Source organism: Tannerella sp. (assembly GCF_030528505.1).
Classification (GTDB): domain Bacteria; phylum Bacteroidota; class Bacteroidia; order Bacteroidales; family Tannerellaceae; genus Tannerella.
This window is the reverse complement of sequence record NZ_JAUMYS010000045.1, coordinates 1-26917: the sequence shown is the minus strand read 5'-3', so window position 1 is coordinate 26917 and position 26917 is coordinate 1. Positions and strand designations below refer to the sequence as shown.

The window sequence follows — 26917 nt, the reverse complement described above, 5'->3', positions numbered from 1 at the left end:
TTGAGATGTTGAATTGTTTATTTGTTGAGTTGTTTTGACTGTTGGCTGAAAGCTGACTACTGACCGCTGACAAACAATTACGAATGACGATGCTCTGAGGGGTGTTGAGGTGTTGATTTGTTGAATAGTACGCACCGTAGAGACGCAATGACTTTTGCGAGTAAGCGAGAGCAGAGCCGAATTTATTCGAGCTATGCCGAGCGTGAGCAAATTGTTAGAATAAAATTGCGTCTCTACACCATGCACCACGCATAACAATTAACAATTGACCATTGACAATTAATTTACGTTGACCGCTAAACAACAAACAACTAAACGACTAAACGTCCGAAGGACTGACCGCTGAATGCTGACTGCCGAACGCTAACAAACTGATAATATGCTCCAAAAGTATTTGCGAGGTCATCGGTGAGTAGTTCCGAGCTTGTCGGCAGGTAGTTCGGAAATACTTAACGGGTATTTCGGAACTTGTCGGCGGGTAGTTCCATGACCACCCGATGGGTAGCTCAGAGGCACCCGTCGGGTGGTTCTTTTTTGCCCGACGGGTATCTCCGAACCTGTCGGCGAGTGGTTCCGAAATACTCACCGTTGACCTCGGAACTACTTCGGGTACGTTCCCGAACTACCCGACACCTGCTTCGGAACATATCCACGGGTGGTTCCGAACCACTCTCCCATACGTTCCCAACTACCTCCTGATACATTCGGAACGTACCTGAAGGACGTTCCGAACCACCCGTCGTCAGGTTCTGGACATACCCAAATACCCTTCTGCATCATCCCCCGATAGGAGACACCGTACTACGTAAGCAGGAGAGGATTCGGGCAATACGACGCCGCAGCGGGGGCGATCATGTTTTTTGCTGGAAATACTATATCTTTGCATGCCGAATAGCAAAAGCAACGAAGGTGAACCATTCCATATTAGATGAGTTAAATGATAATCAGCGCGAAATCGTGTTGTACTGCGACGGTCCGGCCATGGTAGTGGCAGGCGCGGGCTCGGGTAAGACGCGCGTCCTGACGTACAAAATCATTCATCTGCTTGAACAGGGACTGGCCCCTTACAGCATTCTGGCGCTTACGTTTACGAACAAGGCCGCCCGCGAGATGAAACACCGTATCGCTACGCTGACGGACGAATCGCTGGGGCGTCGGCTGAGCATGGGTACGTTTCATTCCATCTTCTACCGTATCTTGCGCCGCGAGGCCGAAGCGATCGGTTATCGGCCGGATTTCACGATCTACGACGCGTCCGACTCGAAAAACCTGATTCGAAGCATCATCAAAGAGATGCAGCTCGACGAGAAGACCTACCGGCCGGGCATGGTGCAGAGTCGCATCTCGAACGCGAAGAACAGGCTTATCACCTGCGAGGCGTACGAACGAAACAGGGAATTGATCGAATACGATACGAAATCGAAAGTCCCCATGCTGCACGAGATTTACAGGCGCTACCAGAGCCGCTGCTATCAGGCCGGTGTGATGGATTTCGACGAGCTGCTGCTACAGACGAATCTGTTGTTTCGCGACCATCGGCAGGTGCTGGAAAAATATCAGGAACTGTTCCGCTATGTGCTGGTAGACGAGTATCAGGATACGAATTTTGCGCAACACCTGATCGTGACGCGTCTGTGCGAGAAGCACCGGCGCATCTGCGTCGTCGGCGACGACGCCCAGAGCATCTACTCGTTTCGCGGAGCCAACATCGACAACATGCTGCGCTTCAAAGATCAGTACCCCGACTATCGCCTGTTCAAATTGGAACGGAATTATCGTTCGACGCAAAACATCGTCAATGCGGCCAACAGCCTCATCCATAAAAACAAAGGACAAATCCCCAAGCATGTCTACTCCGAAAACGAGCCGGGCAGCAAGATACGCGTCCTTTCGGCGTATTCGGACTATGAAGAAGGGTATCTGATCGCCTCGCAGATTCTCGAACTGCGGATGAACGAACGGAGCGCCTACGCCCACTTTGCCGTGCTCTATCGCACGAATGCGCAGTCGCGTATCCTCGAAGAAGCGCTCCGGAAAAGAAACATCGCCTACAAAATTTACGGCGGACAGTCGTTCTACCAGCGCAAGGAAATCAAAGACCTGATCGCCTACTTCCGGGTCATTGTCAACCCGCACGACGAGGAGGCGCTCAAACGGATCATCAACTACCCGGCGCGAGGCATCGGCGACGCGACGGTCAGCAAGTTGCTCAGCGCCGCCGACCGGCATCAGGTCAGTGTCTGGACGGCGCTTTCGCAGCCAACCGATTATACCGTCCCCATCCACGAAGGAACGGCACGCAAGCTCCGCGAATTTCAGACCCTGATGGAAGAGCTGATGACGGAATCGACCCGTCTGCCGGCCAAAGAAATGGCGGAGCTTACCATCAAACGAAGCGGCATCGCGGCGCAGCTCTTTCAAGACCGTTCGGTCGAAGGCATCAGCCGGCAGGAGAACATGCAGGAGCTGCTGAAAGCAATGCATGAGTTTTGCGAAAACAAGCGCGAAGAAGGCAACGAACGCGTGTTGCTGGCCGACTTCCTGATGGAAGTATCCCTCCTCACCGATCAGGATACCGATAAAGAAGAAGATGCCGACAAAGTCACCCTGATGACTGTTCACGCGGCCAAAGGATTAGAGTTCGACCATGTGATTATCGCGGGCATGGAGGAGAATCTTTTCCCCTCGTCGATGGCCATGGACAGCCTGCGCGCTATTGAAGAGGAACGGCGACTGTTTTATGTGGCCATCACACGCGCCAAACGCCACTGTATCATCACCTACGCCAAGAGCCGTTTCCGCAACGGACAGCACCAGATCAGTTCGCCCAGTCATTTTCTGGACGATATCGACTCGATGTATCTGCATCGGCCGGACGATTCGGGCATGACCCGCGAGCCGATCGACGCACAACGATACGAACCGGCCTGTTCCCGCGCCTCCTACTCCCCGCAACCCGCACGGAACACGCCCCCTCCCAAACGCCTTAAGCGTATCGAAAACAAGAATGTAGAGACCGCGAAACGGGTCGATTCGTTGAACGGTTTGCACGTGGGCGATACGATCCGGCACGAACGCTTCGGAAAAGGAAAAATCGTGTCGTTGGAAGGAGAAGGAGGCGACGCGAAAGCAACGGTCCATTTCGATTATTCGGGCAGCCGCACGCTGCTTTTAAAATATGCTAAAATAACGGTTATCAAATAAAACAATGGATATACAGACCATCCCTTCGCCGTGTTACGTGATCGAAGAATCGCTCTTACGACGTAACCTGACGCTCATCAAAGACGTGAAAGAACGTGCCGGAATCGAAATCATTATGGCGCTCAAGGCGTTCGCCATGTGGAAAGTATTCCCCATCGTCCGCGAATATATTCCGTATGCCACGGCCAGCTCCGTGTACGAAGCGCGGTTAGTCTACGAAGAGCTGGGCACTCCAGCACATACGTATTCACCGGCTTATACGGAAGCCGATTTTCCGCACCTGCTGAAATGCAGCAGTCATATCACGTTCAACTCGTTATCACAGTTCGAGCGATTTTACCCGATGGTCGTGGCCGATGGACGTCGCGTCTCGTGCGGGTTACGCATCAACCCCGAATATTCGGACGTCGCTACCGATCTGTATAATCCCTGCGCGCCGGGGTCGCGGATGGGCATCATCTCCGGCAAACTGCCCGACCGCCTTCCCGAAGGCATCGAAGGACTTCATTTCCATACGCTCTGCGAATCGTCCGCGCAAGACCTGGCCAACACATTGCAGGCTGTCGAACAGCGCTTCGGCCGATGGCTATCGCAAGTCCGCTGGCTGAATATGGGCGGAGGCCATCTGATGACCCGCAAAGGATACGATATCGACTTCCTTCTCCGACTATTAAACGAGTTTAAAGCCAAGTATCCGCACCTGCAGCTCATCATGGAGCCGGGCAGCGCTTTCTTCTGGCAAACGGGCTTTCTGCGGACAACGGTTGTCGACCTCGTCGAAAACAACGGCATCGAAACGGCCGTCATCGACGCGTCGTTCACGTGCCACATGCCCGACTGCCTCGAGATGCCCTATAAACCGGCCGTTCGCCATGCGACGGATGCCGTTCCGGGCAAACCGACGTACCGCATCGGCGGATGTAGCTGTCTGAGCGGTGACTTTATGGGCGACTGGTCGTTCGACCGTCCGCTGCATATCGGCGACCCGCTGATCTTCGAAGACATGATTCATTATACGACCGTCAAAACGACGATGTTCAACGGTATTCAGCATCCTTCGCTGGCTATCCTCCGCGAAGACGGTACACTCGACATCCTGCGCTCCTTCACCTACGAAGATTACAAGAGCCGGATGTCGTAACAATATATCGAACAATCTTTTACTCCTACTATAAGGATGGGCCGGAATGCAACGCTTGCCCTTCTTTCCCCTTCCACTCTTCCCTGCATCAATCAACCGGAAAAAGTCCCATAAAACGTAGAAATGTTAAATATCTCTTATTTTTAACACAAAATATTTGCTTTTTCGAGAAGATAATTTCTACCTTTGTCAAATTAAATTTTCGTTAATATCATACATCATGGAAACTCTATTTTGGTTTGTTCCTCTGGCATCTGTATTAGCGCTCTTGTTTGCCGGTCTTTTCTACAGGCAAATGCGCAAAGCCAGCGAAGGAACGGAAACGATGCGGGAGATCGCCGCACATGTACGAAAAGGAGCAATGGCTTACCTTAAACAACAGTACAAGGTCGTAACAGTGGTTTTCATTGTTCTGGCTCTATTCTTTGCCTTATTGGCGTATGGTTTTCAAGTACAGAATCCTTGGGTGCCTTTTGCCTTCCTTACCGGTGGATTTTTCTCCGGTCTGGCGGGATTTATCGGCATGAAAACGGCCACGCATGCCTCGGCCCGGACGGCTAACGCAGCGCGCCATTCGCTGAACGAAGGGCTGAAGCTCGCATTCCGGTCGGGGGCAGTGATGGGACTAGTCGTGGTCGGCCTCGGGCTGCTGGACATTTCGCTCTGGTATCTGGTTCTTGATTATTTTATTGACACAACCGGCGCACAGAAACTGGTAATTATCACCACGACGATGTTGACCTTCGGGATGGGAGCATCGACCCAGGCGCTGTTTGCCCGTGTGGGCGGCGGCATTTACACCAAAGCGGCCGATGTGGGCGCCGATCTGGTGGGCAAGGTCGAAGCGGGTATTCCCGAAGACGACCCGCGCAACCCGGCGACGATTGCCGATAACGTGGGCGATAACGTGGGCGATGTAGCCGGTATGGGCGCCGACTTGTACGAGTCGTACTGCGGCTCGATTCTTGCTACGGCCGCGCTCGGTGCATCGGCGTTTTACAACAGTGCGGACCTACAGGCGAAAGCCGTGCTTGCTCCGATGCTGATCGCTGCCGCTGGCATTGTGCTCTCGATCGTCGGGATTTATACGGTACGGACGAAGGAGGGAGCAGGCATGCAGCAGTTGCTTAAATCGCTCGGCACAGGAGTAAACTTAAGCTCGGTACTGATTGCCATAGCAGCTTTCGGCATTTTGTATCTGTTGCAAATGCCGAACTGGTTCGGTATTTCGTGCTCGGTCGTTGTAGGGTTGATCGCCGGCGTGATTATCGGACAATCGACCGAATATTATACGTCTCACTCGCACAAGCCGACGCAATCCATCGCGCACAGTTCGAATTCAGGCCCGGCAACGGTCATCATTTCGGGCTTAGGCATCGGTATGGTTTCGACGGCGATTCCCGTCCTCACCATCACCTGCGCCATTATCCTGGCTTTTCTCTGCGCTACGGGCTTCGACACGGCTAATCTGCTGACTGCCGCGAACCTCAGTCTGGGACTCTATGGCATCGGCATCGCTGCCGTCGGGATGTTATCGACCTTGGGAATTACGCTGGCAACCGACGCTTACGGACCTATCGCCGACAATGCCGGTGGCAATGCCGAGATGAGTAAACTCGAACCCCACGTACGCCAACGTACCGACGTGCTCGATGCGCTCGGCAATACAACAGCGGCAACGGGCAAAGGATTCGCGATCGGATCAGCGGCGCTGACGGCGCTGGCCTTACTGGCTTCGTATATCGAGGAAGTGAAGATCGGATTACAGCATATCGGCACAACAACAATCGATATTGCCGGACGCACGGTAGAAGTAACACAAGCGACAATCCCCGACTTTATGGCATATTATCAAGTCGATCTGATGAATCCCAAAGTGCTGATCGGCGTTTTTATCGGGTCAATGATGGCCTTCCTCTTCTGCGGTCTGACAATGAACGCCGTCGGTCGTGCGGCTCGCAAGATGGTGGAAGAAGTACGGCGTCAGTTCCGTGAGATCAAAGGCATCCTGACCGGAGAAGCTACACCCGATTACGCGCGTTGCGTGGCGATTTCGACTCAGGGGGCACAACGTGAGATGCTCTTTCCGTCAATATTGGCGATTATCGCGCCGGTACTTGTCGGGGTCATCTTCGGGGTAGCCGGAGTTATGGGGTTGTTAGTAGGCGGATTGGGTGCCGGGTTTGTGCTGGCAGTTTTCATGGCTAACGCGGGCGGCGCCTGGGACAATGCCAAGAAATACATCGAGGAAGGACATCACGGCGGCAAAGGTTCGGAGGCGCATAAAGCAACGGTAGTAGGCGATACGGTAGGCGATCCGTTCAAAGATACGTCGGGGCCTTCGCTAAATATTCTGATCAAACTGATGTCGATGGTAGCGATTGTCATGGCAGGTCTTACGGTAGCGTTCAGCCTTTTGTAACGAGGGTCTTTCATATTTTATCGCACATGGAAAGGAGGTATCCGGATTATGTTTTCCGACACCTCCTTTTTTCTGTCGACAAGAAATCAAATCACTTGCGTAGGCTTCCTGCCGGATGGGTTTATCCGCAAACGGAGTGTTATTCTCCCGACTTCGTGAGGGGAGCAGCCGTTTTATACGTACGTCCCGAAAGCTCCTTATCGAGCATATACAGTCCGTAACCGTTGTCTTTTATCATCTTCAGGTTATTGATGATCTCGAGGGCGGTTTCTTCTTCTTCCACCTGCTCGTCGATAAACCACTTCAGCATGCTTTGGGTCGCATAATCGGACTCTTTCAACGCCAGCGTATACAAGTCGTTGATCAGACCGGTCACGACCCGTTCGTGTTTCAACGTTTCCTCGAACGAGTTCAAGAGCGAACCCCAGGTAGTCGGAACTTCCTCGATCGGTTTGAGGGTTACGCGTCCGCCGCGTGAGATAACATAGTTGAACAGAATCATGGCGTGATCCTGCTCTTCTTTGAATTGTACCTGATACCAGTTGCCAATACCGTTATACCCGTTGTCGTAGCAGTAGGCCGACATGGATAGATACAAATAGGCCGACCATAATTCGGCATTGATTTGATTGTTGATTGCCGTTTCAATTTTTTTGTTAAACATAATCGTCATTTAATTGGGTGAATATTTTAAAAGATCAGTAGCCCAAAGGTAGGGAATATATCGCAATTAACATGTTAAAAAAACAATAAAACCGTTTCTTTTGAGGGCGGCACACGTTGCTCTCGTGATACGGAGGCTTCTCCCAGACTCCGCACCGAAACTTGCACGACGCAGAGAAACGGAGCTTTCAGAGGATAGCTCCACCGTTGATATTGAGCTTAAAATGGAGTCCCAGGCGATCGGCCGCTTTACGGCAGAGGAGCATGCGAGTCATAAAAATCTCAAAATAATCCATCACGGCACATATTCTCGTATCGATTTCGAGGAAAAGCGTGATGGTCTTCGCCCGGGTATCGAGCCGAAGCTCCGACTTGACCACGGCATAATTCACCCGGTCGTGAATATCTTCTTTGATGGTTGCCCGACTGCGCACCCGGCTGCGGCGCACATCGGTCTTGTCGGCAATAATGAGAGCCGCAGCCACTTCGTTGACGGGGAAAGCCGTCCCTTCGTCGTGATTGCCAATAGCTGTAATGACGGTGGCCGTATCTTCAGGCGCCATCCCCATCTTGTCGAGGATACGGAACGCCATCACCGCGCCGCTCTGCGCATGGTCGGTACGGTTGATGACGTTGCCGATGTCGTGCATATAACCGGCGATCTTTGCCAAATCGACCTCGTGATCGCTAAATCCCAAATCTTTGAGTAGACCACCGGCTACTTCGGCACATTTCGTACAATGCGCAAAACTGTGTTCGGTGTACCCGATTGCTTCGAGCGAAGCGTCGGCTTGCTGGATATATGTCCGTATCTCTTTCGATTGCTTAATGGTGGCAAATGTTATCTTTTCTTTTATCTTTGTCATAATGGATAAAACGTTTTACGCGTGCAAAGATAAGCGATTAGATACATTTTTCACACAGGCCGACACGCAAGGCAATGATTTTATCCCTCCTACTCCTAAAGAGGGTGTGCCCAAACATTGCGTTTTGACACACCCTCTAAAACGAGAATGATTATCCTTCGTTAATAAAACGTCTAATAATCATTTAAACATACAGATATCGATAAAATCATTATTTATACCCCGGATTCTGTGTCAGACTCGGATTACGCTGTAATTCATCGACTGACAGTGGCCAAAGTAAATCGGATTCTTTAAACATAGCTCCTGAAGCATTCTTAGCACCTACTAAATTCGTATATTCTACTTTGCCAGGCTCTGTTTCCGAAATCACAGGAAACATTCCCGTGCGAATACAATCATCCCAGATTTTAAATTCCAATGGAAATTCACGCAAGCGCTCCGTCCAACACTCTCTGATGAATGTCTCTTTAGAGAATGTTTGAAGTTCAGCCGTAAATGCTTCCACTGTTTTTCCATTCATATTTGCACGCGCTTTTATTTGAGCAAGATATCCTGCTGCTTCTGCATTTACACCTGTACTTTGTGCAATGGCTTCAGCCGCATCCAATAAGGCTTCGGCATAACGGAAAAAATTCCAGTCTTTAGTTGCTTTACCTGTATTCAATAGCGCATTTTCGTCAAAATAATACCAACATCCGGCAAGGTCTTTCGATTCCCACTCGGCTCCGGTCTTCGGATTCACGTATTTCCAGTGAAAAAACTGATTCGGCTGAATACGAAGGTCTGTCTTTTCATAGACATTCAAAAATCGATTGGTTGGCCCATATACTCTCTCAAAGATAGAATACGTATTAAATGTTTTCGTTGCGCTCGAAGAAAATGCATAGGTCGGCCACCAACTTCCGTTGTTAATCGCGGCATCATATTCCTGAGCATAAATTACTTCATCCAAATCGTCTATCAAACGCAGTTTATTATAAGCACTGTTTCCGGCCAAATCTTCGTTTTTCGTCAGGCTATGAGGTGAAGCCACAACCATTTTTGCATATTCGGCAGCTTCGACATACTTGCCCTGCTGCATATAAACAGAGGTTAGCATCATGGCTGCAGCAAATTTAGTAATGCGATGTCCGTTATCTGCAAATTTGACAGCCGGAAGAACCGAAACAGCTTCTTTCAAGTCTGTTTCAATTAATTGATACACGGTTGGAACTTCAGTACGCTTCAGATAGAGATTGTCCAGCGATTCGTATGGATCAGTCGGCATCGGAACAGCTCCAAAAAACTTCACCAAATAAAAATAATTGAATGCTCGAAAAAATTTTGCCTCAGCGACCAGTTTAGCAGCTCTCGCAGCATCCATTTTGATTTTTGGGATATAAGCAATTGCCCCGTTAGCCACGTTGATCGAAGCATAGCAATTATCCCACGCATTATCCATCGTATTGGAGATCGTACTTGTATGTTCCTGTCGTGTTAGTTCACGTGCATATTTACAAACAATTTCCTGTCCCTCATAACTATTGGTGAAATATCCTGTCAGCATCCCATTGACCGAAACGTTCGGACCGATATAGGCACTTGCAGCATGTGAAATTCGACGAGGGGCACCATTTCGATATAGATAATTTACATTCGCAACGGCCTGTGCTTCGGTTTTATAATAATCTCCAGCCGTTTTCGATGATTTGGAATTTTCATCCAGAAAGCCTTCACACCCCATCAAGAAGAACAAGTTCACGCTTAAAAGCGTGTATAGATTTTTTTTCATGATTACACTTCTTTTTATAATTAATTAAAATGTTACACTAAGTCCTACCGTCCACGTTCTTGCACGCGGATAAGAGAAGAACGTCATGTTCTGCCCGAACTTATCCCCATCACCTTGAGAAGTACTTTCAGGATCGTATCCTTTGAAATCACCCGAACAGATTAAAAATGCATTATTGACACTTGCATAAGCACGTAACGCTCCGAGGCGCATAAACCGACAGCATCGAGGCGTAAATGTATAGCCCAACTGAATAACATTGGCACGCAGATAAGAACCGTCGCTAATCCACTGCGAATCAACGGTAGTATCCTGACCGGCATGACCGCTGTTCATCAGATATACAGCCTGCTGCATTGTATTGGGATTGGTACCGTTATAGGCATCATATAAAATATTAGATAACCCGTTCGTAATTCCAAAACGATCGTAAGTAGAATGATAGAATTGCTGCATGGTTTCCACGCCCCAGACAAACTGGAAGTCAACCGTTAAATCCAGATTTTTATACGTCAGCGTATTGATCAAACTCCCCGTCCAGTCCGGCATTCCTTTGCCAATAATTTCCTTCTTCTTCGTACGCTTAGCACGGCCTATTTGTTTCTTTTCGCATGCTCCGGCCGCAAAGTCCTCTTCTGTATAGACTCCCAAACGCTTGTAACCGTAGAAGCTACTCATGTTCTCACCTACCCGAAGAATGCTTTCGTAGCCACCGACCCAACTGTGCATAAGAATATCTTCGTCATTGTCCCCCAGACCTAAAATCTTGTTTTTATTGTAATTCAAGTTCAACGTGGTCGACCAGTTAAAATCTTTTGTCTGAACCGGTATTCCGGTAATCATGATATCAAAACCTTGATTTTGTACCGAACCGATATTTTTGAAAACAGATCGATAGCCTGTAGCTGTAGGAAGCGGACAATCAAGTAACAAATCGGTTGTTCTCTTATTATAGTAAGAAACATCGAAATTCAACCGATTACGGAATAGTCCGAGGTTCACTCCGAAGTCCCATTGTGCCGTTTTCTCCCACCTAAGATCAGGATTAGCCATAGAGCTGATATAAGAATATGCTCCTCGCTTGCCATCGAGCAAAAATGTACCAGCCGAAACAGAGGCCAAGGATTTGTAGGGGGCTATTTCGGAATTACCTGTCAAACCGTAGCTGGTATGCACTTTCAAATTGCTTAACAGCTCGTTTCCTGACAAAAAATCTTCATTCGAGACATTCCATGCTAAACCGGCGGAGGGAAAAAAAGCATACTTGTTGTTTTTACCAAATCTGGAAGATCCGTCGTAACGGCCGGTCACTGTAGCCGAATACTTATCATGATAAGTATAAGCCAGACGTAAAAAGTAAGAGTTCATCGCCCAACGATTGTAGCTCGAAGAAGGTGGGTCAGGCGTCGTACCTACTCCCATATTGTTCCATTCGTAAAAATCATCGTCGAAACCACGCGTGAAAGAGCGATCATAGTTCTCGGTGCGCTCTTGCCATGAAAGCCCAACCATCGCATTGATTCGGTGCTTGTCAAACACTTTATTATATGTCAAATAAGTCTCTTCCTGCCAGTAGAGTGTATTGCGATGATTGATTTCCGCCCAACCATCAGGCATAGAGATATTATTCAATGAAACGGAGGAATAGCCTTTATACGTCCGCTGATGAGCATCGATACCGTACTGAGTCTTTAAGTCGAGACCATCGAACAGATGAAACGTAAAGGCCACGTTTCCGAATATCTGCGTATTATATCTCATACGCTTTTGTAAATCCAGAATCATCACAGGATTGGACATCCCTTCGAAACCGAAAGTTTCGCCCATCGAAGAAGTTGATGAAGTCGTATAATTACCATTGCCGTCTCGCACGGGTAGCCATGGAATCATTTCGATCATTGTACGACGCGCCTCTTGCCCGCCACCTGTTTCCGGAGTGTATCTTCCCCATGTATGATTCACCATCAGATTTACCTCCGTAGAGAGCCAATTCACGGGATTTGCATCATACATCAGTTTACCATTAAAACGTTTGCTATAGGTATTGTTCACTATCCCCTGCTGATCGGTATAGTTCAGAAATGCACCCATGGAAGAGTTTTTTCCGCCTTGTTGAATATTAATCTGATGGTTATGCGAGACAGAAGTGCGCGTAGCCTCTTTCTGCCAGTTCGTATCATAGAGTGGCCGACCTTCTTGGTCAAAGAAATTGCGATCTGTAAACCACTCCGCACGATTCAACGACCAATTCTTTCCCTGCCATTTATTCTCATTGGCCAAACCTCTCATAAACGTTTCACACCATTCTTCAGCATTCAACACATCCATATAGCGGGCAACAGCCGACATGCTAACTGATCCTTGATAACTGATCTTCGTTCCGTCGCCGAATTTATTTCCACGTTTGGTCGTAACCATAATCACGCCGTTTGCTCCGCGTGCACCATAAATAGCTGTTGCAGAAGCATCTTTCAGCACTTCCATTTTCTCAATATCGTTCGGATTGACCAAATTAAAATTCTCCATAACGACACCGTCCACCACATACAGCGGATCGGACGACGAGTTGATCGTCGACATCCCGCGAATAACAACACGATTTGCATACGCTCCCGGCTGACTGGAATTGGAAAAAATATTCACTCCGGCGGCTTTACCTCGTAAATTTTCAAGCGCACTGAAAGACTGCGCTTTCATCATGTCTTCTCCTTTGGCAATAGAGATGGATCCAGTTACATCAGATTTACGCATCGTTCCATAACCTACTACTACCACCTCTTCAAGTGCCTGCGTATCCTCAGATAATGCAACATTCACGGTTGTCTGCCCGTTTGTGGATACTTCACGCGTATGGTATCCAATATACGAAACGACAAGAACCGCTTCGGCCTGAACTTCTATGATAAAGTTTCCATTTACATCTGTTACTGTTCCGTTCGAAGGATTTCCTTTCTCAATCACATTAGCTCCGATTATCGGCTCACCTGCATCATCTGTAATTATGCCGGATATTTTTCTTTTGCTTTGCTGCATTGCAACCGTTTCTACGGATTTCGTACGTGGTGTCAAGACAATGTTTGTACCAACAGTGCTGTATGATACATTCGTATCACCGAAAAGACGTTGTAGCACTTCCGATACCGGCTTATTGTGAACCTCCATGGATACGATCCGATCTACTGCTACTTCATTTCGATCGTAAACAAACAGATAGCCCGTTTGTCTTTCTATTTCACCCAACACTTTTTTGATAGAAGACTGGCCTCCCTGTAAGGTGATTTTAGCGTTTTGCGTTTCGGATTCAACAGCAAATACGCGGATCGTACATATAAATAAGAGAACAACTATTATGTTCATAATACGAAGCAAATGGCTTCGTTGCGATAAAAACATCTTAGTTTTTAAATGATTCATTATCTTTGTGTTTAGCTTATTCGTATTTCGATTTGTTTATTTAACACACACTTGTGAGAAGATGATATTTCTTCTCCGGTAAGCTTTGAAATGTTTACCGTCCTTCTTTTATTATTCGGTCATTTAATTCATAGGCATTTTATTTTTCATGGTAAAACATTCTATTATTTGATCTCGATCGTATTCGTATCTTCATCCACTTGGTATGTAAATCGTTTTTTCATTTGTAACACCTTAAGAATATGCTCCAGTCCATCACGCATCCGGAACTTACCCGTATAATGATAATGGTTGGCTTTGACCTGCTCATTGGTGATATTCATTTTTACATCGAAATATTGTTCTAATTTTTGCATGACGGCAAGAACAGGCTCATTGTCAAAGCTTATAATCCCCTCACGCCAAAGAAAATAGTCGGGATGCATGATCGGCAATGTCTTCAACCGGCCATTCTCAAGGGAAACTTTCTGATTAGGAGACAACGCAATGCGTTGCATACGATTAATATCACAAACTTCTATTTTTCCTTCCAACAGCGACGCTTCAAACAATTCTGTATCTTCATAAGCAAACACATGAAACGATGTTCCCAACGCTTTGATTTTATATTCCGGCGTACAAACAATGAAGGGTCTCTCTTTATCGGTCTGTACCTCAAAGAAGCCTTCACCTTCAAGCTTCACCTGACGTACATCGTGCGAAAAGCAAGTCGGGAAAAAAAATCGACTACCCGCATTTAACCATACTTTAGATCCATCTGCCAACATCAGCTCTACATGCTGTCCCATAGGAACATAAACGGACTGCATCGTCACAGACTCTTTTCCTGAGGTATCTGAAAATATACCTCCGACATAAAAAGAAAGTGTAAAGACCGCTGCAATCTTCAAGATTTCAAGAGTCAACTTCCGTGAAAAAGCGGTTTCTTTTTTCTCTTCTTTCCGCCAAAGTTCAAAGTTAAATAATTTCCGCAATGCCATATAATGACGCATATTCTGTTCATCGGCCTCCAACCAGTTAAGAATCTGCTTTTTCTCATCTTCTGAAACATGTCCGGATATATATCGTTGTATAAGCCTGTTGTCCATCTTCGATACTTTATAAATAAGACGATTCAACAAGACCTATCACTAAAGGGAGAAAAAAAATTTCCCTTCTATGGATAAAATATCACAATACGAACAAGATATAACAATAACGGTAGATAATCTCTCAGAGATATACGCAGTTTCTTTAATGCTTTGGATATATGATAATCGACACCTTTGACAGAAAGATTCATCTTTTCAGCTATTTCCTTGACAGAAAGATGTTCGAAACGGCTCATCTGAAATACACGGCGAGTTTGTTCCGGCAAATCTGTCAATGTATTCTGTACAATCCTATTAATCTCGTCCGAAAAAATCTCATCCGGGTCACAGGCTTGTAACGTAGAGATACGAATAGTTAATTCGCGCTGTTGCCAGTCTTCGATGGAGCTGATAGCTTCGTTTCGTATCCGACAACTACGCATATAATCGAGTGATTTATGTTTTAGAATAGTTAAAAGCAAGGGTAACGGTTTAAGCACTTCTTCCTGTTTCATCATTTCCCATAATTTGATCAACGCTTCAGAAGCAATATCTTCGGCAGCCAAGTCATCATGTACATACGACTTGGCAAACAGAAATGATTTCCGATAATAGATTCGATATATATCTGTAAAGTGCTTCATTACTCGATCTTACTATAAACCATGATAATTCACATCCGGATACCGAAAAATAATTTTTGTCATACCTCTTAAATTTTTACTTCTCACCTCTTTATATGCTGAGATGCCCACAGTGTGATATCCTGTTTATTCAGTGCAGCTGCCATCAGTTCGGGGAATTTATCGGGTGTACATGCGAATGTCGGTACTCCAATCTCGGCGAGGAAACGGGCATTATCTTTATCATAGGAAGGCGCTCCATCGTCATTCAACGCTGGCAGCACGATAAGCTGTACACCCCTATTAACGAGAGAAACAAACGTTTTGCGCATCTCTTTTTCGTCTCCTCCCTCATACAAGTCGGTAACGAGCACCATGACCGTCTCTTCAGGACGAGTAATAAGATCCGAACAATACGTCAACGCCTGATGAATATCGGTGCCGCCCCCCAGCTGTACCCCGAAGAGCAAGTCAACGGGATCTTGCAGTTCGTCGGTCAGATCCACTACAGCCGTATCGAAAACGACCATGCGTGTAGAAACCGAAGGGATGGAGGCCAGTACGGACCCGAATATCCCGGAATAAATAACGGAAGTACCCATCGATCCGCTCTGATCGAGGCAGAGGATGATATCTTTCAGTGCACGTCTCTTACGGCCGAAGCCAATACGTACTTCCGGTATGATGGTCCGGTAGTCCGGCTGATAATGTTTGAGATTTTTCTCGATCGTGGCCTTCCAGTCGATCTCGTTGTGTCGCGGGTTACGACGACGTGAGCTGCGATTCAAGGCGCCGGTCACGGCCTGTTGCATCGGAGAGGATAGTTTTTGCAGTAACTCTTCGACGACTTTTCGTACCACTTGACGAGCGATTTCTTTATTCTTTTCGGGGATGGCACGGCTCAGACTCATCAGAGTGGCAACCAAATGTACATCGGGCACCACATGTTGCAGCATCTCTTTCTCGGTCAGGAGCGACGTGAGGTTAAGCCTACGGATCGCATCTTTCTGAATTACCTGTACCACACTCTGCGGAAAAAACTCACGTATGTCGCCCAACCAGCGGCTGACCTTCGGAGCCGAAGCCCCTAATCCGCTTCGCCGCTCGTTATCGCCATAAACGGCTTCGAGTGAGCGATCAATCTTCAGATCCATCTCCGAGAGTGATAAACCCGTACCGTCATATTCGCGACCTAATATGAGTCGCCAGCGTCTTACCGTTTCTTCGTCGTTCGTCTTATTCATCATCTTGGATTCCGATTAATTGCCAAATCAGCGGAATGACTTTCTCCGCCTCCATTAGATTAAAATTCACATCTGCCGACATACTGCCGGTATTTTTGTCCGTCCCGTATTGAGCCTTTTCCCCGATTTTGCGACGTTCGGCCGGTGTAAAGTCTCCACAGGTGCGTCGGAGAATCGGTAGTAACGTCATGAAATCGTCTGCATGCAGAGAGGCTATCCATGTATTGATTAACTTCCAGAAATCTTCGTCGATGAGCAATACCGTCCCCAACGATTTCAGAAAACCTTCGAACCAAAATGCCATATCGGACGGCGTGTTACCTACCGAAGCATAATAGCGAAGTACGCGTTGCATATCATCGGCCGAAAGAAGTTCCCGATCACGTAATAGCCGTGTAGTATAGCCCGACAGCAAGGGATGAGTGTGTACAGCGCTGTTGATTTTCCGGACAGTTTCGATCCACATCGTTGTCAGTTCCGCATCGTTCGCCGTAGCCAACGCATAATCGACCGAGCTGAGCCGTTCCCATATCTCGCCGGCTGCTTCCTCGTCGACATGCATGCAGAGCAATGCTCCTCCGGCCATGATACGTGCCAGCAACGCATGCAGCATCTTTTCGACCGTTGAATAGTCGAGCTTGCGAACATTTCCGTAGTGTACGATGTGAACAAGTCCGGGCACGGCTTTCATCATCTGCATGATGTCCGTCGTAACGGCCGAGAGAGCATCCAATTGTTCCGTCATTGTAGCAACCAGATCGGGCAGATCGGCGGGGATGACTTTTTCGAGCATCTCCGTCAGCTCGGCTATTCCGTTGATCTGTCCGGCTCGGTGATGTACGTACTTGACAGTCGCTTCGGCCAGTGTATTGCCCCATATCGCACGCTCGATAACAGCCAGGATATGTTCCGGCTTATAGTAACTGCTCCAGTTTTCTTTAAAAGTCCCTTTCCCGCTACTCTCTTCCGGCGTGATCATGTCGATGCCCAGCAGAGCCAGCCGATGAAAAAAGATACTTTTGGCCAGATCGTTCGGTTCGCGCAAGTCGAGCGTAATCTTCTTCACTTCGGTATTTGCGGGGATACGAAACTTTTTCATCTGTCGTTCCACATCGAGCACAAGAGGAACTTTCGGAACATGGTCGGGCACTTCGCCCATGCGGTTCCCGACAATCAACTCGTGACGTATCAGTCGCAGGAGCGTATCGTCGCCGAACCCCATGACCGTTGTGACGGCATCGTTGAAGTCGGAGAGCGAAGGATGCGCTTCGTTTCGCAGGGCGGCCGTAGCATTGGCCAGCCGGACGGTCTCGATGACATGTGCCACCGATACATCCATCCCGTTTTTTCTCAGCAAGGCGGCGATGTGTGAAACCCACAGGGTACCGTCGTCAGCAGGATTGAACCACAGATGTTCATACCATCCCGGCGAGGTAATGCCGGCGCCGTAGCCGCTGTAAAGCGAGAGACGGTCGTACGTCCACGGAATCCATGTGCAGTCCACCTTGACTTTCGATAAGCCTTTGAGAAGTTCGTTGTCTTCCTTCACTTTCGGCATGGTGACTAAAGCCGGCACATGCCAAGCGCCGCACACAACGGCCACCTTTTCATGCCCTTCCTTCTCGGCAACACGTATCATTTTCCGCATCCACGCCTCGCGTAACAGATGGCGCTCTTTTCGCTCCGGCAGATATTCACGCAATGCTGTTATGGCTTCCTGTACGGCTTCGAAAATACCAGTCGCATTGCGACGACTCTCGATCTCAACGTCCCACCACTGCTCGCCGTCCTCATATCCCGCAATACGCGCATAATGGTCGAACGGATCATGCGTATCGATCGCTTCATCTGCGTTTTGCTGTTCCCCTTCCTCCGTTTCCTCTGCTTCATCTGCGTTTTTTTTCGCTTTGTCGGCCGCCAACGCATAAATGAGCGGGAGGTCAAAAAAGCGTATCGGGATGTGTTGCTCCGTGGCATACCGTAAAGTTTGCCATTCGGGCGAGAATTCGGCAAGAGGATAGAAAACAGCTATCTGAGGATCATCGGGGCAATAGGCAAGCAGAGCAACGGGCGGCTTCATCGCTTGGTCTGCGATATACGAAAGCAACGGTTCCGCTTCGGGCGGCCCTTCAAGCAGGATCAGATCAGGCCGGAAATGGTGTAACGCATGAACCACGTTTCTACAAGATCCCGGCCCATGATGGCGAATACCTAAAAAACGGATTTCCATAACAGCCGCATGCTATTCTCCCCAATCTCTGGCCGCACGGTAAATGTCTTTCCAGCCATCGCGCGTCTTGAGCACCGTTTCCATGTATTCGTCCCAAACAACCTTGTCCTGTACGGGGTCTTTAACAACGGCTCCGATGATACCCGAAACCAGATCGGATGCATTGATCCGGCCGTCGCCGAAATAGCCGGAAAGAGCGAGTCCATTGCTCATGACCGATATAGCTTCGGCAGTGCTGAGTGTGCCGCTCGGTGTTTTAAGCTTCGTCTTGCCGTCTTCCGTCACTCCGGCACGCAGTTCGCGGAAGATAGTGACGATACGGCGGATTTCTTCCAAAGCAGGTTTCTCGGCCGGCAATTCCATGACTTTTTCAAAACTCTCCACGCGACGACGCACAATGTCGATTTCTTCGTCAATCGTAGCGGGAAGAGGTAAAATAACCGTATTAAAGCGTCGTTTCAAAGCGCTTGACAAGTCGTTCACTCCCTTGTCGCGATTGTTGGCCGTAGCAATCACGTTAAATCCCCGGATCGCCTGTACTTCCGTATCCAGCTCAGGGATCGGCATGCTTTTTTCCGAAAGAATCGTAATCAATGTATCCTGCACATCGGAACCGATACGGGTCAACTCTTCGACGCGCGCAATTTTACCTTCTCGCATAGCACGCATCACAGGTGTCTGTACCATGGCTGCTTCGGTCGGTCCTTCGGCCAGCAACTTGGCATAATTCCAGCCATAACGGATCGACTCCTCACCTGTTCCTGCCGTTCCTTGCACAATCATGGTCGAATCGCCGGAGATGGCGGCTGCCAGATGCTCGCTCACCCAACTTTTGGCCGTTCCGGGCAATCCGTAGAGCAACAAAGCGCGATCGGTCACGAGGGTCGCCACAGCGATCTCCATCAGACGCCGTTGTCCGATATACTTGGGTGACACTTCAAACCCATCGCTAAGTTTGCCTCCCATCAGGTAAGTAACGACCGACTGAGGAGACAGGACCCAGTTCTCCGGTATTTTTTGTGTCTCATTTTTCTTCAGCGCGGACAATTCTTCAGCGAATTGCTGTTCCGCATGTTGTCTTAATAATGTATTCATTTTTCCAATTCGTTTTTTATTTCCATATATTGTCTGATTCTCCGGCAGTATTCGGCACGTCCATGAGCATCGTCAGCATATTTCTGTTCCAACGCAAGGAGTTGCTGTTTCATCTCGGCAGGCATATGGAACGCCAACAACTCCGAAGTTTCCTTGTCCTGATAAAAGAAGCGGGCCTCCAAAATCATTTTCAGGACGTGCATCGAGAACTTGATTCCCCATGGCTCATCGGCTCCTCCGAACCATGACCAGTCAGGGTGTATTCCCTCGATCGGGGTATTGCTGAAATTGAGTTGTTCCCGTTCTGCAGGTGTCAGCAAAGGGATGTAGGCATAATTGACCTGCGAAGCTTTTTGCGACAAGATGAACGCCCACTCCCTATCGTTAAATGTCAGCACCGGACGCGAGATTGTGAAATATTTCGCAAACGGCGGATTTTCGCGTAGTCGTTCGGCGGCTTTCGCGCGGTCACAATCGAACAGTTCGCACCAGAATGTGAGGGGAACACTCTCGCATAGCTGCCTCAAAATAAAATCGCTGTCCGACTCACCTTTGTTACGGCTAATCTCGGCAATGCCGTACTTTTTCAAGTCTTCGGAATACTCGATGGCAGTGACAGACCATCCGAAGAAACGACGATAGCGAAGATGTTCTTTCAATATGTCCCAATAGAAACGAACCACCTGCGATTCCGGCAGCCTTCGCAAAAGCGATAAGGCTGTATTTCTTACCGTTTCACTGCGATCGGTTCTATATGCTTCGGCAATAAAGACTTCGTCGGCAACCGAGAGACGCACTTCGAGGCATTCGAGTAGTTCGGCACGATGTTGTGCCGATTCGTTCTTCCACTCGCTGCACAACATTTCGAGCGATTTCTGCGGATCCCGCAAACGGATATCGCGGAGCAACGCTCTTCGTTGCGCATGGGTCGACGTATCCCATGGCAAGGCCTTTTCCTCTTCCAGACATTGCCACCCTTGCAATTGCAAATACCAATTTCCACGGTTACCGATCAATTGCGAAAGCCGCTTTTTTTCTTCGTAAGCGTTAGGGTTCCCTTTTTCGAAAGCATGCGACAACATGTCCGGCAAGCAACCGGGCGGAAGCAGCCGGTTTTGACGGATCGTACAGTCGTATCCGTAGAGCAACAAGCTGATATTGTTGTTTTGGAGCAGATCATTCAGTAGACGGGCCTTCACGACCGATAAATAAGCCTTCTCTTCGGGCAGTGCTTCAGGTAACGCTTCGGCTTCCGGCTTCGAAACCGGCTCCGCACCGCTATGACAGCAGGAAAAAAGTGCCGCAGCCACTTTGTAGTAGCCATCTTCCGTATCATCTTGCGATGCCTTGATTTTTTCGAGTGTAACGTGCAAAAAAGGTGGTACGTCGGACGGCAACAGCTCTTTCCCTGTCGTGCCCAGCAGTCCGAGATGGATCAAATCATTCGTCATCTTCATTGTCCAGTATATGATAATGCTGTTCTACCCATATAGCTTTGATACTCCAGCGCTTCGCGTCGGCGAAAAGGAAAGCAGCAAACGGTTTACCCCCTGTAATCAGCAGGAGTTGCGTGCGGGCTTTTTCGGTAAGATGTAGCAGAACCGTATGCTTGTCCGTATCCATTGCGTGAAGTTCATCCCCTTGTTGGGTAAGGCGCAGATAAGCTACGATAACAGGCATTTTCGTCACGAACGGATTACGTGTAACGGTTTCACGAAACACGGCCATAGCTCCCGCGACCGAAGCACACGCTTGAGGAGCAAAAACATCTTGCGACACCGTATATTGCTTAAATAATACCCGTTGCGACGAAACGCCCGGATAAAAATACATCTCTGCCGAAATAAAACTTCCCGGAAGCAACGTAACCTCAGGAACGACACCGGGCGCAAGGAATTGAAGATAGAGCGCATAACGTCCGGACGATTTGCCATACAGCCAATGATACTGCACGGTAATCTTATCTTGCTTCTCTTCGTGGACGTACAACACCATCCACGTATCGGCTACGGGAGTCCCGGACAGTATCTCTTCCTTTGCCTGCGTAAAACCGATCAGACTTTTTACTTCTTCCTGCCATTCGGGAGTTAGCGTATCGATATGTTTATAACTTTCGGCAAGTAAATAAATGCGGCTCAGCGCATCGGTGAGATCGTACTTCCAAACTTCGGATTCAAAGTCGATCGTCATCAGTTCGGAAACCATGGCAGCCAGTCCGGGAGCTTGTGCGTCGATCAGACGTCGCCTCATTTCGGGGGCAAGCGTATAAATCTTTTCAGGTATATTGAGTAAACCGTTACGAAGAATGTCTTTCAGACGTATCTGTAACTCTTCGACGCCGTCGTTCACCTTGCGGATGCGTTCGTTCACCCTGCGCTGCCGGGCTTTTTCATCTACAGGTTTATGTGCTTTTTCCTGCGCACGTTTCTCTTTCTTCTCGGCGTTTTCGCTTCGTTTTTCAAGCCATGTCTTTACCCATTCAGGCTCCTCCATTCGATGAAACAGTTCGGGATGTGAAGCATGGAGCAACAACAGTCCCAGACCGTGTTTGCAGGGGAATTTACGACTCGGACACGAGCATTTAAACGCAATGTTTTGTAAATCTATCTGTGTCTGGTACGGGTTTTTCCCGCTCCCCTGACAATGTCCCCACAACGCCCGTTCGCTATACTCACGGAGCACCCATTTAGTCGGTGAAGCAAGCCCTTTTCCGGCTTTTTCGGAAGCCGCATCAGGTGCGAGTTTGAGTATCTGTTCTTCTGTTAGATGCATTGATGATCAATGATAGTAATGCTATCTATAATTTTATTGTCCGGTTTACCGATTACTCCCGTCACAACCGATAGAAGGATCAAGATTCTTCACATCCTCTATTAGCACATCTACATCTTCTTCGCGGGTTGCCCAGCTTGTGCAGAAACGTACAGCGGTATGGTGCATATCGACTTTGGTCCAATATTCAAACGCGTATTTCTCCGACAATGCGGCGATCTGTGTATCATTCAAGATAGGAAACTGCTGGTTGGTGGGCGAAGGATACAAAAAAGAAATTCCCTTCCCCGCGAAAGCGTCGCGTATTTTGATAGCCATACGAACGGCATGACGCGAAATCTCGAAATACAGCCCGTCTTCGAATAAGGTTTCGAACTGAATGCCTAGTAATCTTCCTTTGGCAAGCATACCTCCGTGCTGCTTCATCAGATAACGGAAGTCTTGCTTAAGGGTATCGGTAAGAATGACGACCGCTTCACCGAAAAGCGCGCCTACTTTCGTTCCACCGATATAAAACACATCGCACAGTCGGGCTATATCTGGTAGCGTGAGGTCGTTTGTTTCGGCTTCGAGACCATATCCAAGACGTGCTCCGTCGATAAAAAGAGGTATTCCGTAACGACAACAAACCTCGCTCAGACGCTGTAATTCTTCTTTATAATATAGCGTACCGCATTCGGTAGGCTGTGAGATGTACACCATTCCGGGCTGTACCGTATGTTCACGGTTGGGATCGTTCCGATGAGCGAGAATAGCCTCTTCCACTTGTGCGGCCGACAGTTTACCGTCGTGAGCCGGCAAAGCCAACACTTTATGTCCGGTAGCTTCAATAGCGCCTGTCTCGTGCACGTTGATATGCCCCGAATCGGCCGAGATAACTCCCTGATGCGGACGCAAGACAGAGGCTATAACCGTAGTATTCGTCTGTGTGCCTCCCACAAGAAAATGAACATCCGCCTGATCATCATCGCAAAGGCGACGAATGATTTGCCGTGCATGCTCGCAATGTCCGTCTTCGCCATATCCTTTTGTCTGTTCAAAGTTTGTCTGCACGAGGCGATCCAGAATTTTAGGGTGCGCACCTTCGGCATAATCACATTCAAACCGTATCATGTATATTCCATTTGTTTGTGGTACAAAGGTAATGATAATCTTGTAAGTCGTATGTTTTTTTCTGTCCACTCATAAAAAAACATTATCTTTGCGGCACTGTCAAAATCGGCAAGCAGGTAAGCAATGAGAGTTTTCTGGATTGTATTGGGGAGTGTCAGTCTGGCATTGGGAGTCATCGGAATATTTATTCCGTTGTTACCGACCACGCCGTTTCTTTTACTTTCTGCTGCGGCCTATTTCAGAGGCTCACCGCGTCTTTACAACTGGTTGCTTCATCATAAATATTTCGGAAGTTATATCCGTAATATCCGCGAAGAACACGCCATTCCGCTACGCGCTAAGATTATATCGATTACAGTTATGTGGCTGACGATCGGTCATTGTGTACTGTTACTGGGAATTCCCGTATGGTTACGAATTCTTCTGATAGTCATTACGGCAGGCGTTACCGTTCATATTCTTTCGTACAAAACACTAAAACATTAATTTATCATGACACATTTTTTAAAGTTCGGCATTGTGGGAGTGGCGTTATGTCTGTGCCATATAACACAAGCACAAGACAGCCCCCGGGAAAAAGGTTTACAGACAATCAATCGCGAGACGGCCGAGGCACATATCGGTTTTCTGGCGGACGACGCCCTTCGCGGGCGCGAAGCCGGAAGTCAGGAAGGACGTGTAGCCGGTGTGTATCTGGCCTCTTATCTTCAAACATTGGGACTAAAACCATTGTTCGACTCGTATTACCAACCCTTCGAGGTTTATCGTGCCGAACGTCAGCAGAAAAAACGTTTTCAGGTGCATCCAGACTCTATCGAGATGCTTCGCAAAGTAATACATCAGAAACTTGCCATGCGCAATGTGCTTGCCCGAATCGAGGGGAAGCATCCCGACGAAATCGTAATCATCGGTGCACATTACGATCATCTGGGTTACGATCCGCATTTGGACGGCGATCAGATATATAACGGGGCAGACGATAACGCATCGGGCGTTGCGGCGCTTTTACAGATAGCGCGCGCTTTTTTAGCTACCGGCGTGCAACCGGAACGAACCGTCATTTTCGCGCTATGGGACGGCGAGGAAAAAGGATTGCTCGGATCAGCTTATTTTACCCAGACCTTTGCCGATCTGGGCAAGGTAAAAGGTTATTTAAACTTCGACATGATAGGGCGTAACACGAACGAAGCTGAGCCGGAGCATGTCGTATATTTCTATACCGCCGCTCACCCTGTTTTCGGCGACTGGCTGAAAAACGACATCGCGACTTACGGGTTAAAACTTAAGCCCGACTATCGCGCATGGGATAAGCCACTCGGAGGAAGCGATAATTCATCGTTCGCGAAGCATGATATCCCTGTGATTTGGTATCATACCGACGGACATCCCGACTACCACCAACCGTCCGACCATATGGATAAAATCAATTGGGAAAAAACCGTCGATATTACGAAAGCGGCCTTTCTCAATCTCTGGAATCTCGCGAACGAACCGGATTTTTGATGCAATACGTACCATGAAATCTTTTCGTTTATTTATGCCGTCTGTTAAATGATGTAATTTATATTTTTAGTTATCTTTGCACAATAACAACCAACATAAGTAATCATCATGAAACAATTCAGTAAATCCGTTAAGTCTATCTATTCCGTCTTCAAACCGGAAAAGAAAGAAAAAAATGCCGAACATGCCGAAAGTCTATCTGTCGGAAAAACAAACCCGATATTTCGGAACACAGGTTTTACCTTATCGGCAGTCGTCGTCTTTCTGCTGTTATCTTCTTTTCAGCAGATGCCCTCCGTCACTTCATTCGATGAAGAAGCTAACATCATGTCCGAACCGTTCGCTCACGCTCAAACACCTGACGGGGAAGAGATGAAACTGCTGGCCGAAGGATACGGAAAAGCGTTTTATCTCCGTTTGGACGCGCCTCCCGGCGATGACGATTTTATCAGTCAATATACATTGTACGTGAAGCATACGCCCAATGATTCTCTGACCCCTCTGTTCCAAACATCGCCCTATGAAAAAGGAGGCACGAAGCTAAAAATCAAAAAGAATGGGAAATATGTAGATGAAGGAATTGAAGCTGTAGAAGAAGTGGTTCCTTTATCCGAATCGAAAATCTTAATCAGCGGATGTCCCGATGCTCGAAATATTTATTCCTACATCTACGATCTGACAACCGGAAAAGCCGTTTTTCTCGACGTTTACAGCGGATATGTAAAGACGATCGAGGAAAACGGGCGTCCCTTAATCGTTATGGCTACGTATGCTTATGATTTTGACGGCGGCGGACGCTACGGAATTTATGTTTATTTCGATATGGACGGCAATAGAATCCGTAAGGAGAATGCCCCTGAAGACGGAGATTATTAATCCTGTATTGTATCACCATTAATAGATATTGATATGAAGACGTTCAAACATTACGCAAGCTGCCTTTTCGCGGCAGCCCTCCTCTTTACAGGATGCCAAAACAGCAACAGCACAGGCTCGACGGATCAAACCATGACTGCGACGGACTCTCTCGCGGTCGATAAGGATACGGACCATCCGGTGATCCGCGCCATCATGGAGCGTCGAAGCATCCGCAAGTACAAAACGGATCCCGTACCGCGCGAAAAGATGAATATCATCCTGCGTTGCGGCATCAACGCGCCCAGCGCCATGAACGGACAACCGTGGGAAGTACGTGTAGTAGATAATCCCGAGTTTATCGACGGCATTACGAAGCTCTTTGTCGAATCCGTGAAGGACGACGAGCGCATGATGAAGATGGTACAAGACCCCGAATTTAAAAACATGTTCCGTAATGCTCCCGCCGTTATTTTTGTGGCCGGAAAAGACGGCGAAGGAAAATTCGACTGCGGCTTGTTAAGCGAAAACATTATGTTGGCAGCCCATGCCATGGGTTTAGGCACCTGTTGTCTCGGCAGTCCGATACGTTTCATGAAAAGCGACGTTGCCGCCGACTACATGAAGCGTCTCGACTTTTCCGAAGGCTATGAGCTTTATTACGCCATTGCGATCGGCTATCCCGACGAGTCGCCCGAAGCCAAACCGCGCGATGCTTCCAAAGCACGTTACGTAGAATAAAGCTCCACGCAGCATCCTAACACAGCTACCATTGACTTTCCGGCGAGTCGATGGTAGCTTTTATTTTATATCAAAGCGAAATATTTTTTCTCATTTAGACCTTTTATTTCTGTAATCGTGTATTGTGCTCGCACAATATGGCATTTCACTTTTGTAATCGTATATTGTGCTCGCACAATATGGCATT

General features: G+C 48.0%; 20 protein-coding genes. 8 read left to right on the top strand and 12 right to left on the bottom strand.

Annotated features, from left to right (window positions below):
• Window positions 1-497: 497 nt before the first annotated feature.
• From Q4A89_RS08250 to Q4A89_RS08235, 4 genes are all read left to right on the top strand, one after another.
• Window positions 498-719 (top strand): hypothetical protein, encoded by a 222-nt coding sequence (locus Q4A89_RS08250; RefSeq protein WP_303184828.1) that lies wholly within the window; start codon window positions 498-500, stop codon window positions 717-719.
• Between the two features lie 190 nt (window positions 720-909).
• Window positions 910-3204 carry an ATP-dependent helicase gene (locus tag Q4A89_RS08245; RefSeq protein WP_303184827.1) on the top strand — a complete coding sequence of 765 codons (2295 nt, stop codon included), beginning with the start codon at window positions 910-912 and terminating at the stop codon, window positions 3202-3204.
• Between the two features lie 4 nt (window positions 3205-3208).
• Window positions 3209-4345 carry a carboxynorspermidine decarboxylase gene (gene nspC / locus Q4A89_RS08240; RefSeq protein ID WP_303184826.1) on the top strand — a complete coding sequence of 379 codons (1137 nt, stop codon included), beginning with the start codon at window positions 3209-3211 and terminating at the stop codon, window positions 4343-4345.
• A 220-nt stretch (window positions 4346-4565) separates the two neighbouring features.
• Complete coding sequence (locus Q4A89_RS08235) at window positions 4566-6767, top strand: sodium-translocating pyrophosphatase (RefSeq protein WP_303184825.1); 2202 nt, start codon at window positions 4566-4568, stop codon at window positions 6765-6767.
• A 139-nt stretch (window positions 6768-6906) separates the two neighbouring features.
• Here the strand turns inward: Q4A89_RS08235 and Q4A89_RS08230 are convergent, their stop codons facing one another.
• From Q4A89_RS08230 to Q4A89_RS08175, 12 genes are all read right to left on the bottom strand, one after another.
• Window positions 6907-7431 (bottom strand): ferritin, encoded by a 525-nt coding sequence (locus Q4A89_RS08230; RefSeq protein ID WP_303184824.1) that lies wholly within the window; start codon window positions 7429-7431, stop codon window positions 6907-6909.
• 187 nt (window positions 7432-7618) lie between these two features.
• Window positions 7619-8296, bottom strand: a complete 678-nt coding sequence (locus Q4A89_RS08225) for an HD domain-containing protein (RefSeq protein ID WP_303184822.1) — start codon at window positions 8294-8296, stop codon at window positions 7619-7621.
• Between the two features lie 211 nt (window positions 8297-8507).
• Window positions 8508-10022, bottom strand: coding sequence for a RagB/SusD family nutrient uptake outer membrane protein (locus tag Q4A89_RS08220; RefSeq protein ID WP_303184832.1), 1515 nt, complete (start codon window positions 10020-10022; stop codon window positions 8508-8510).
• A 72-nt stretch (window positions 10023-10094) separates the two neighbouring features.
• Window positions 10095-13463, bottom strand: a complete 3369-nt coding sequence (locus Q4A89_RS08215; protein ID WP_368389501.1) for a TonB-dependent receptor — start codon at window positions 13461-13463, stop codon at window positions 10095-10097.
• Window positions 13464-13648: 185 nt separating this feature from the next.
• Window positions 13649-14572: a FecR family protein gene (locus Q4A89_RS08210; protein WP_303184821.1), complete on the bottom strand. Its 924-nt coding sequence runs from the start codon at window positions 14570-14572 to the stop codon at window positions 13649-13651.
• A 68-nt stretch (window positions 14573-14640) separates the two neighbouring features.
• A complete protein-coding gene (locus Q4A89_RS08205; RefSeq protein WP_303184819.1) occupies window positions 14641-15198 on the bottom strand; it encodes an RNA polymerase sigma-70 factor in 558 nt (185 codons plus the stop codon).
• A gap of 83 nt (window positions 15199-15281) precedes the next feature.
• The gene (locus tag Q4A89_RS08200) at window positions 15282-16424 is read right to left on the bottom strand and encodes a VWA domain-containing protein (protein WP_303184817.1); all 1143 of its coding nucleotides are present in this window, start codon (window positions 16422-16424) and stop codon (window positions 15282-15284) included.
• Complete coding sequence (locus Q4A89_RS08195) at window positions 16414-18651, bottom strand: DUF5682 family protein (RefSeq protein ID WP_303184816.1); 2238 nt, start codon at window positions 18649-18651, stop codon at window positions 16414-16416. Before Q4A89_RS08195 ends, Q4A89_RS08200 begins: the two co-directional genes overlap by 11 nt.
• A gap of 12 nt (window positions 18652-18663) precedes the next feature.
• A complete protein-coding gene (locus Q4A89_RS08190) occupies window positions 18664-19746 on the bottom strand; it encodes an AAA family ATPase (protein ID WP_303184814.1) in 1083 nt (360 codons plus the stop codon).
• Window positions 19743-21203 carry a DUF5691 domain-containing protein gene (locus Q4A89_RS08185; protein ID WP_303184813.1) on the bottom strand — a complete coding sequence of 487 codons (1461 nt, stop codon included), beginning with the start codon at window positions 21201-21203 and terminating at the stop codon, window positions 19743-19745. Before Q4A89_RS08185 ends, Q4A89_RS08190 begins: the two co-directional genes overlap by 4 nt.
• Window positions 21187-22518: an SWIM zinc finger family protein gene (locus Q4A89_RS08180; RefSeq protein ID WP_303184811.1), complete on the bottom strand. Its 1332-nt coding sequence runs from the start codon at window positions 22516-22518 to the stop codon at window positions 21187-21189. The genes Q4A89_RS08185 and Q4A89_RS08180 overlap by 17 nt, the downstream gene beginning before the upstream one ends.
• 45 nt (window positions 22519-22563) lie before the next feature.
• Window positions 22564-23631: a low specificity L-threonine aldolase gene (locus tag Q4A89_RS08175; protein ID WP_303184810.1), complete on the bottom strand. Its 1068-nt coding sequence runs from the start codon at window positions 23629-23631 to the stop codon at window positions 22564-22566.
• A 123-nt stretch (window positions 23632-23754) separates the two neighbouring features.
• Here Q4A89_RS08175 and Q4A89_RS08170 point away from each other — a divergent pair, with 123 nt between their 5' ends.
• From Q4A89_RS08170 to Q4A89_RS08155, 4 genes are all read left to right on the top strand, one after another.
• Window positions 23755-24117 (top strand): YbaN family protein, encoded by a 363-nt coding sequence (locus Q4A89_RS08170; RefSeq protein ID WP_303184808.1) that lies wholly within the window; start codon window positions 23755-23757, stop codon window positions 24115-24117.
• A gap of 6 nt (window positions 24118-24123) precedes the next feature.
• The gene (locus tag Q4A89_RS08165; protein WP_303184806.1) at window positions 24124-25134 is read left to right on the top strand and encodes a M20/M25/M40 family metallo-hydrolase; all 1011 of its coding nucleotides are present in this window, start codon (window positions 24124-24126) and stop codon (window positions 25132-25134) included.
• A 108-nt stretch (window positions 25135-25242) separates the two neighbouring features.
• A complete protein-coding gene (locus Q4A89_RS08160; RefSeq protein ID WP_303184804.1) occupies window positions 25243-26010 on the top strand; it encodes a hypothetical protein in 768 nt (255 codons plus the stop codon).
• Window positions 26011-26142: 132 nt separating this feature from the next.
• Window positions 26143-26730, top strand: coding sequence for a nitroreductase (locus tag Q4A89_RS08155; protein ID WP_303184829.1), 588 nt, complete (start codon window positions 26143-26145; stop codon window positions 26728-26730).
• The last annotated feature ends 187 nt before the right edge of the window (window positions 26731-26917 follow it).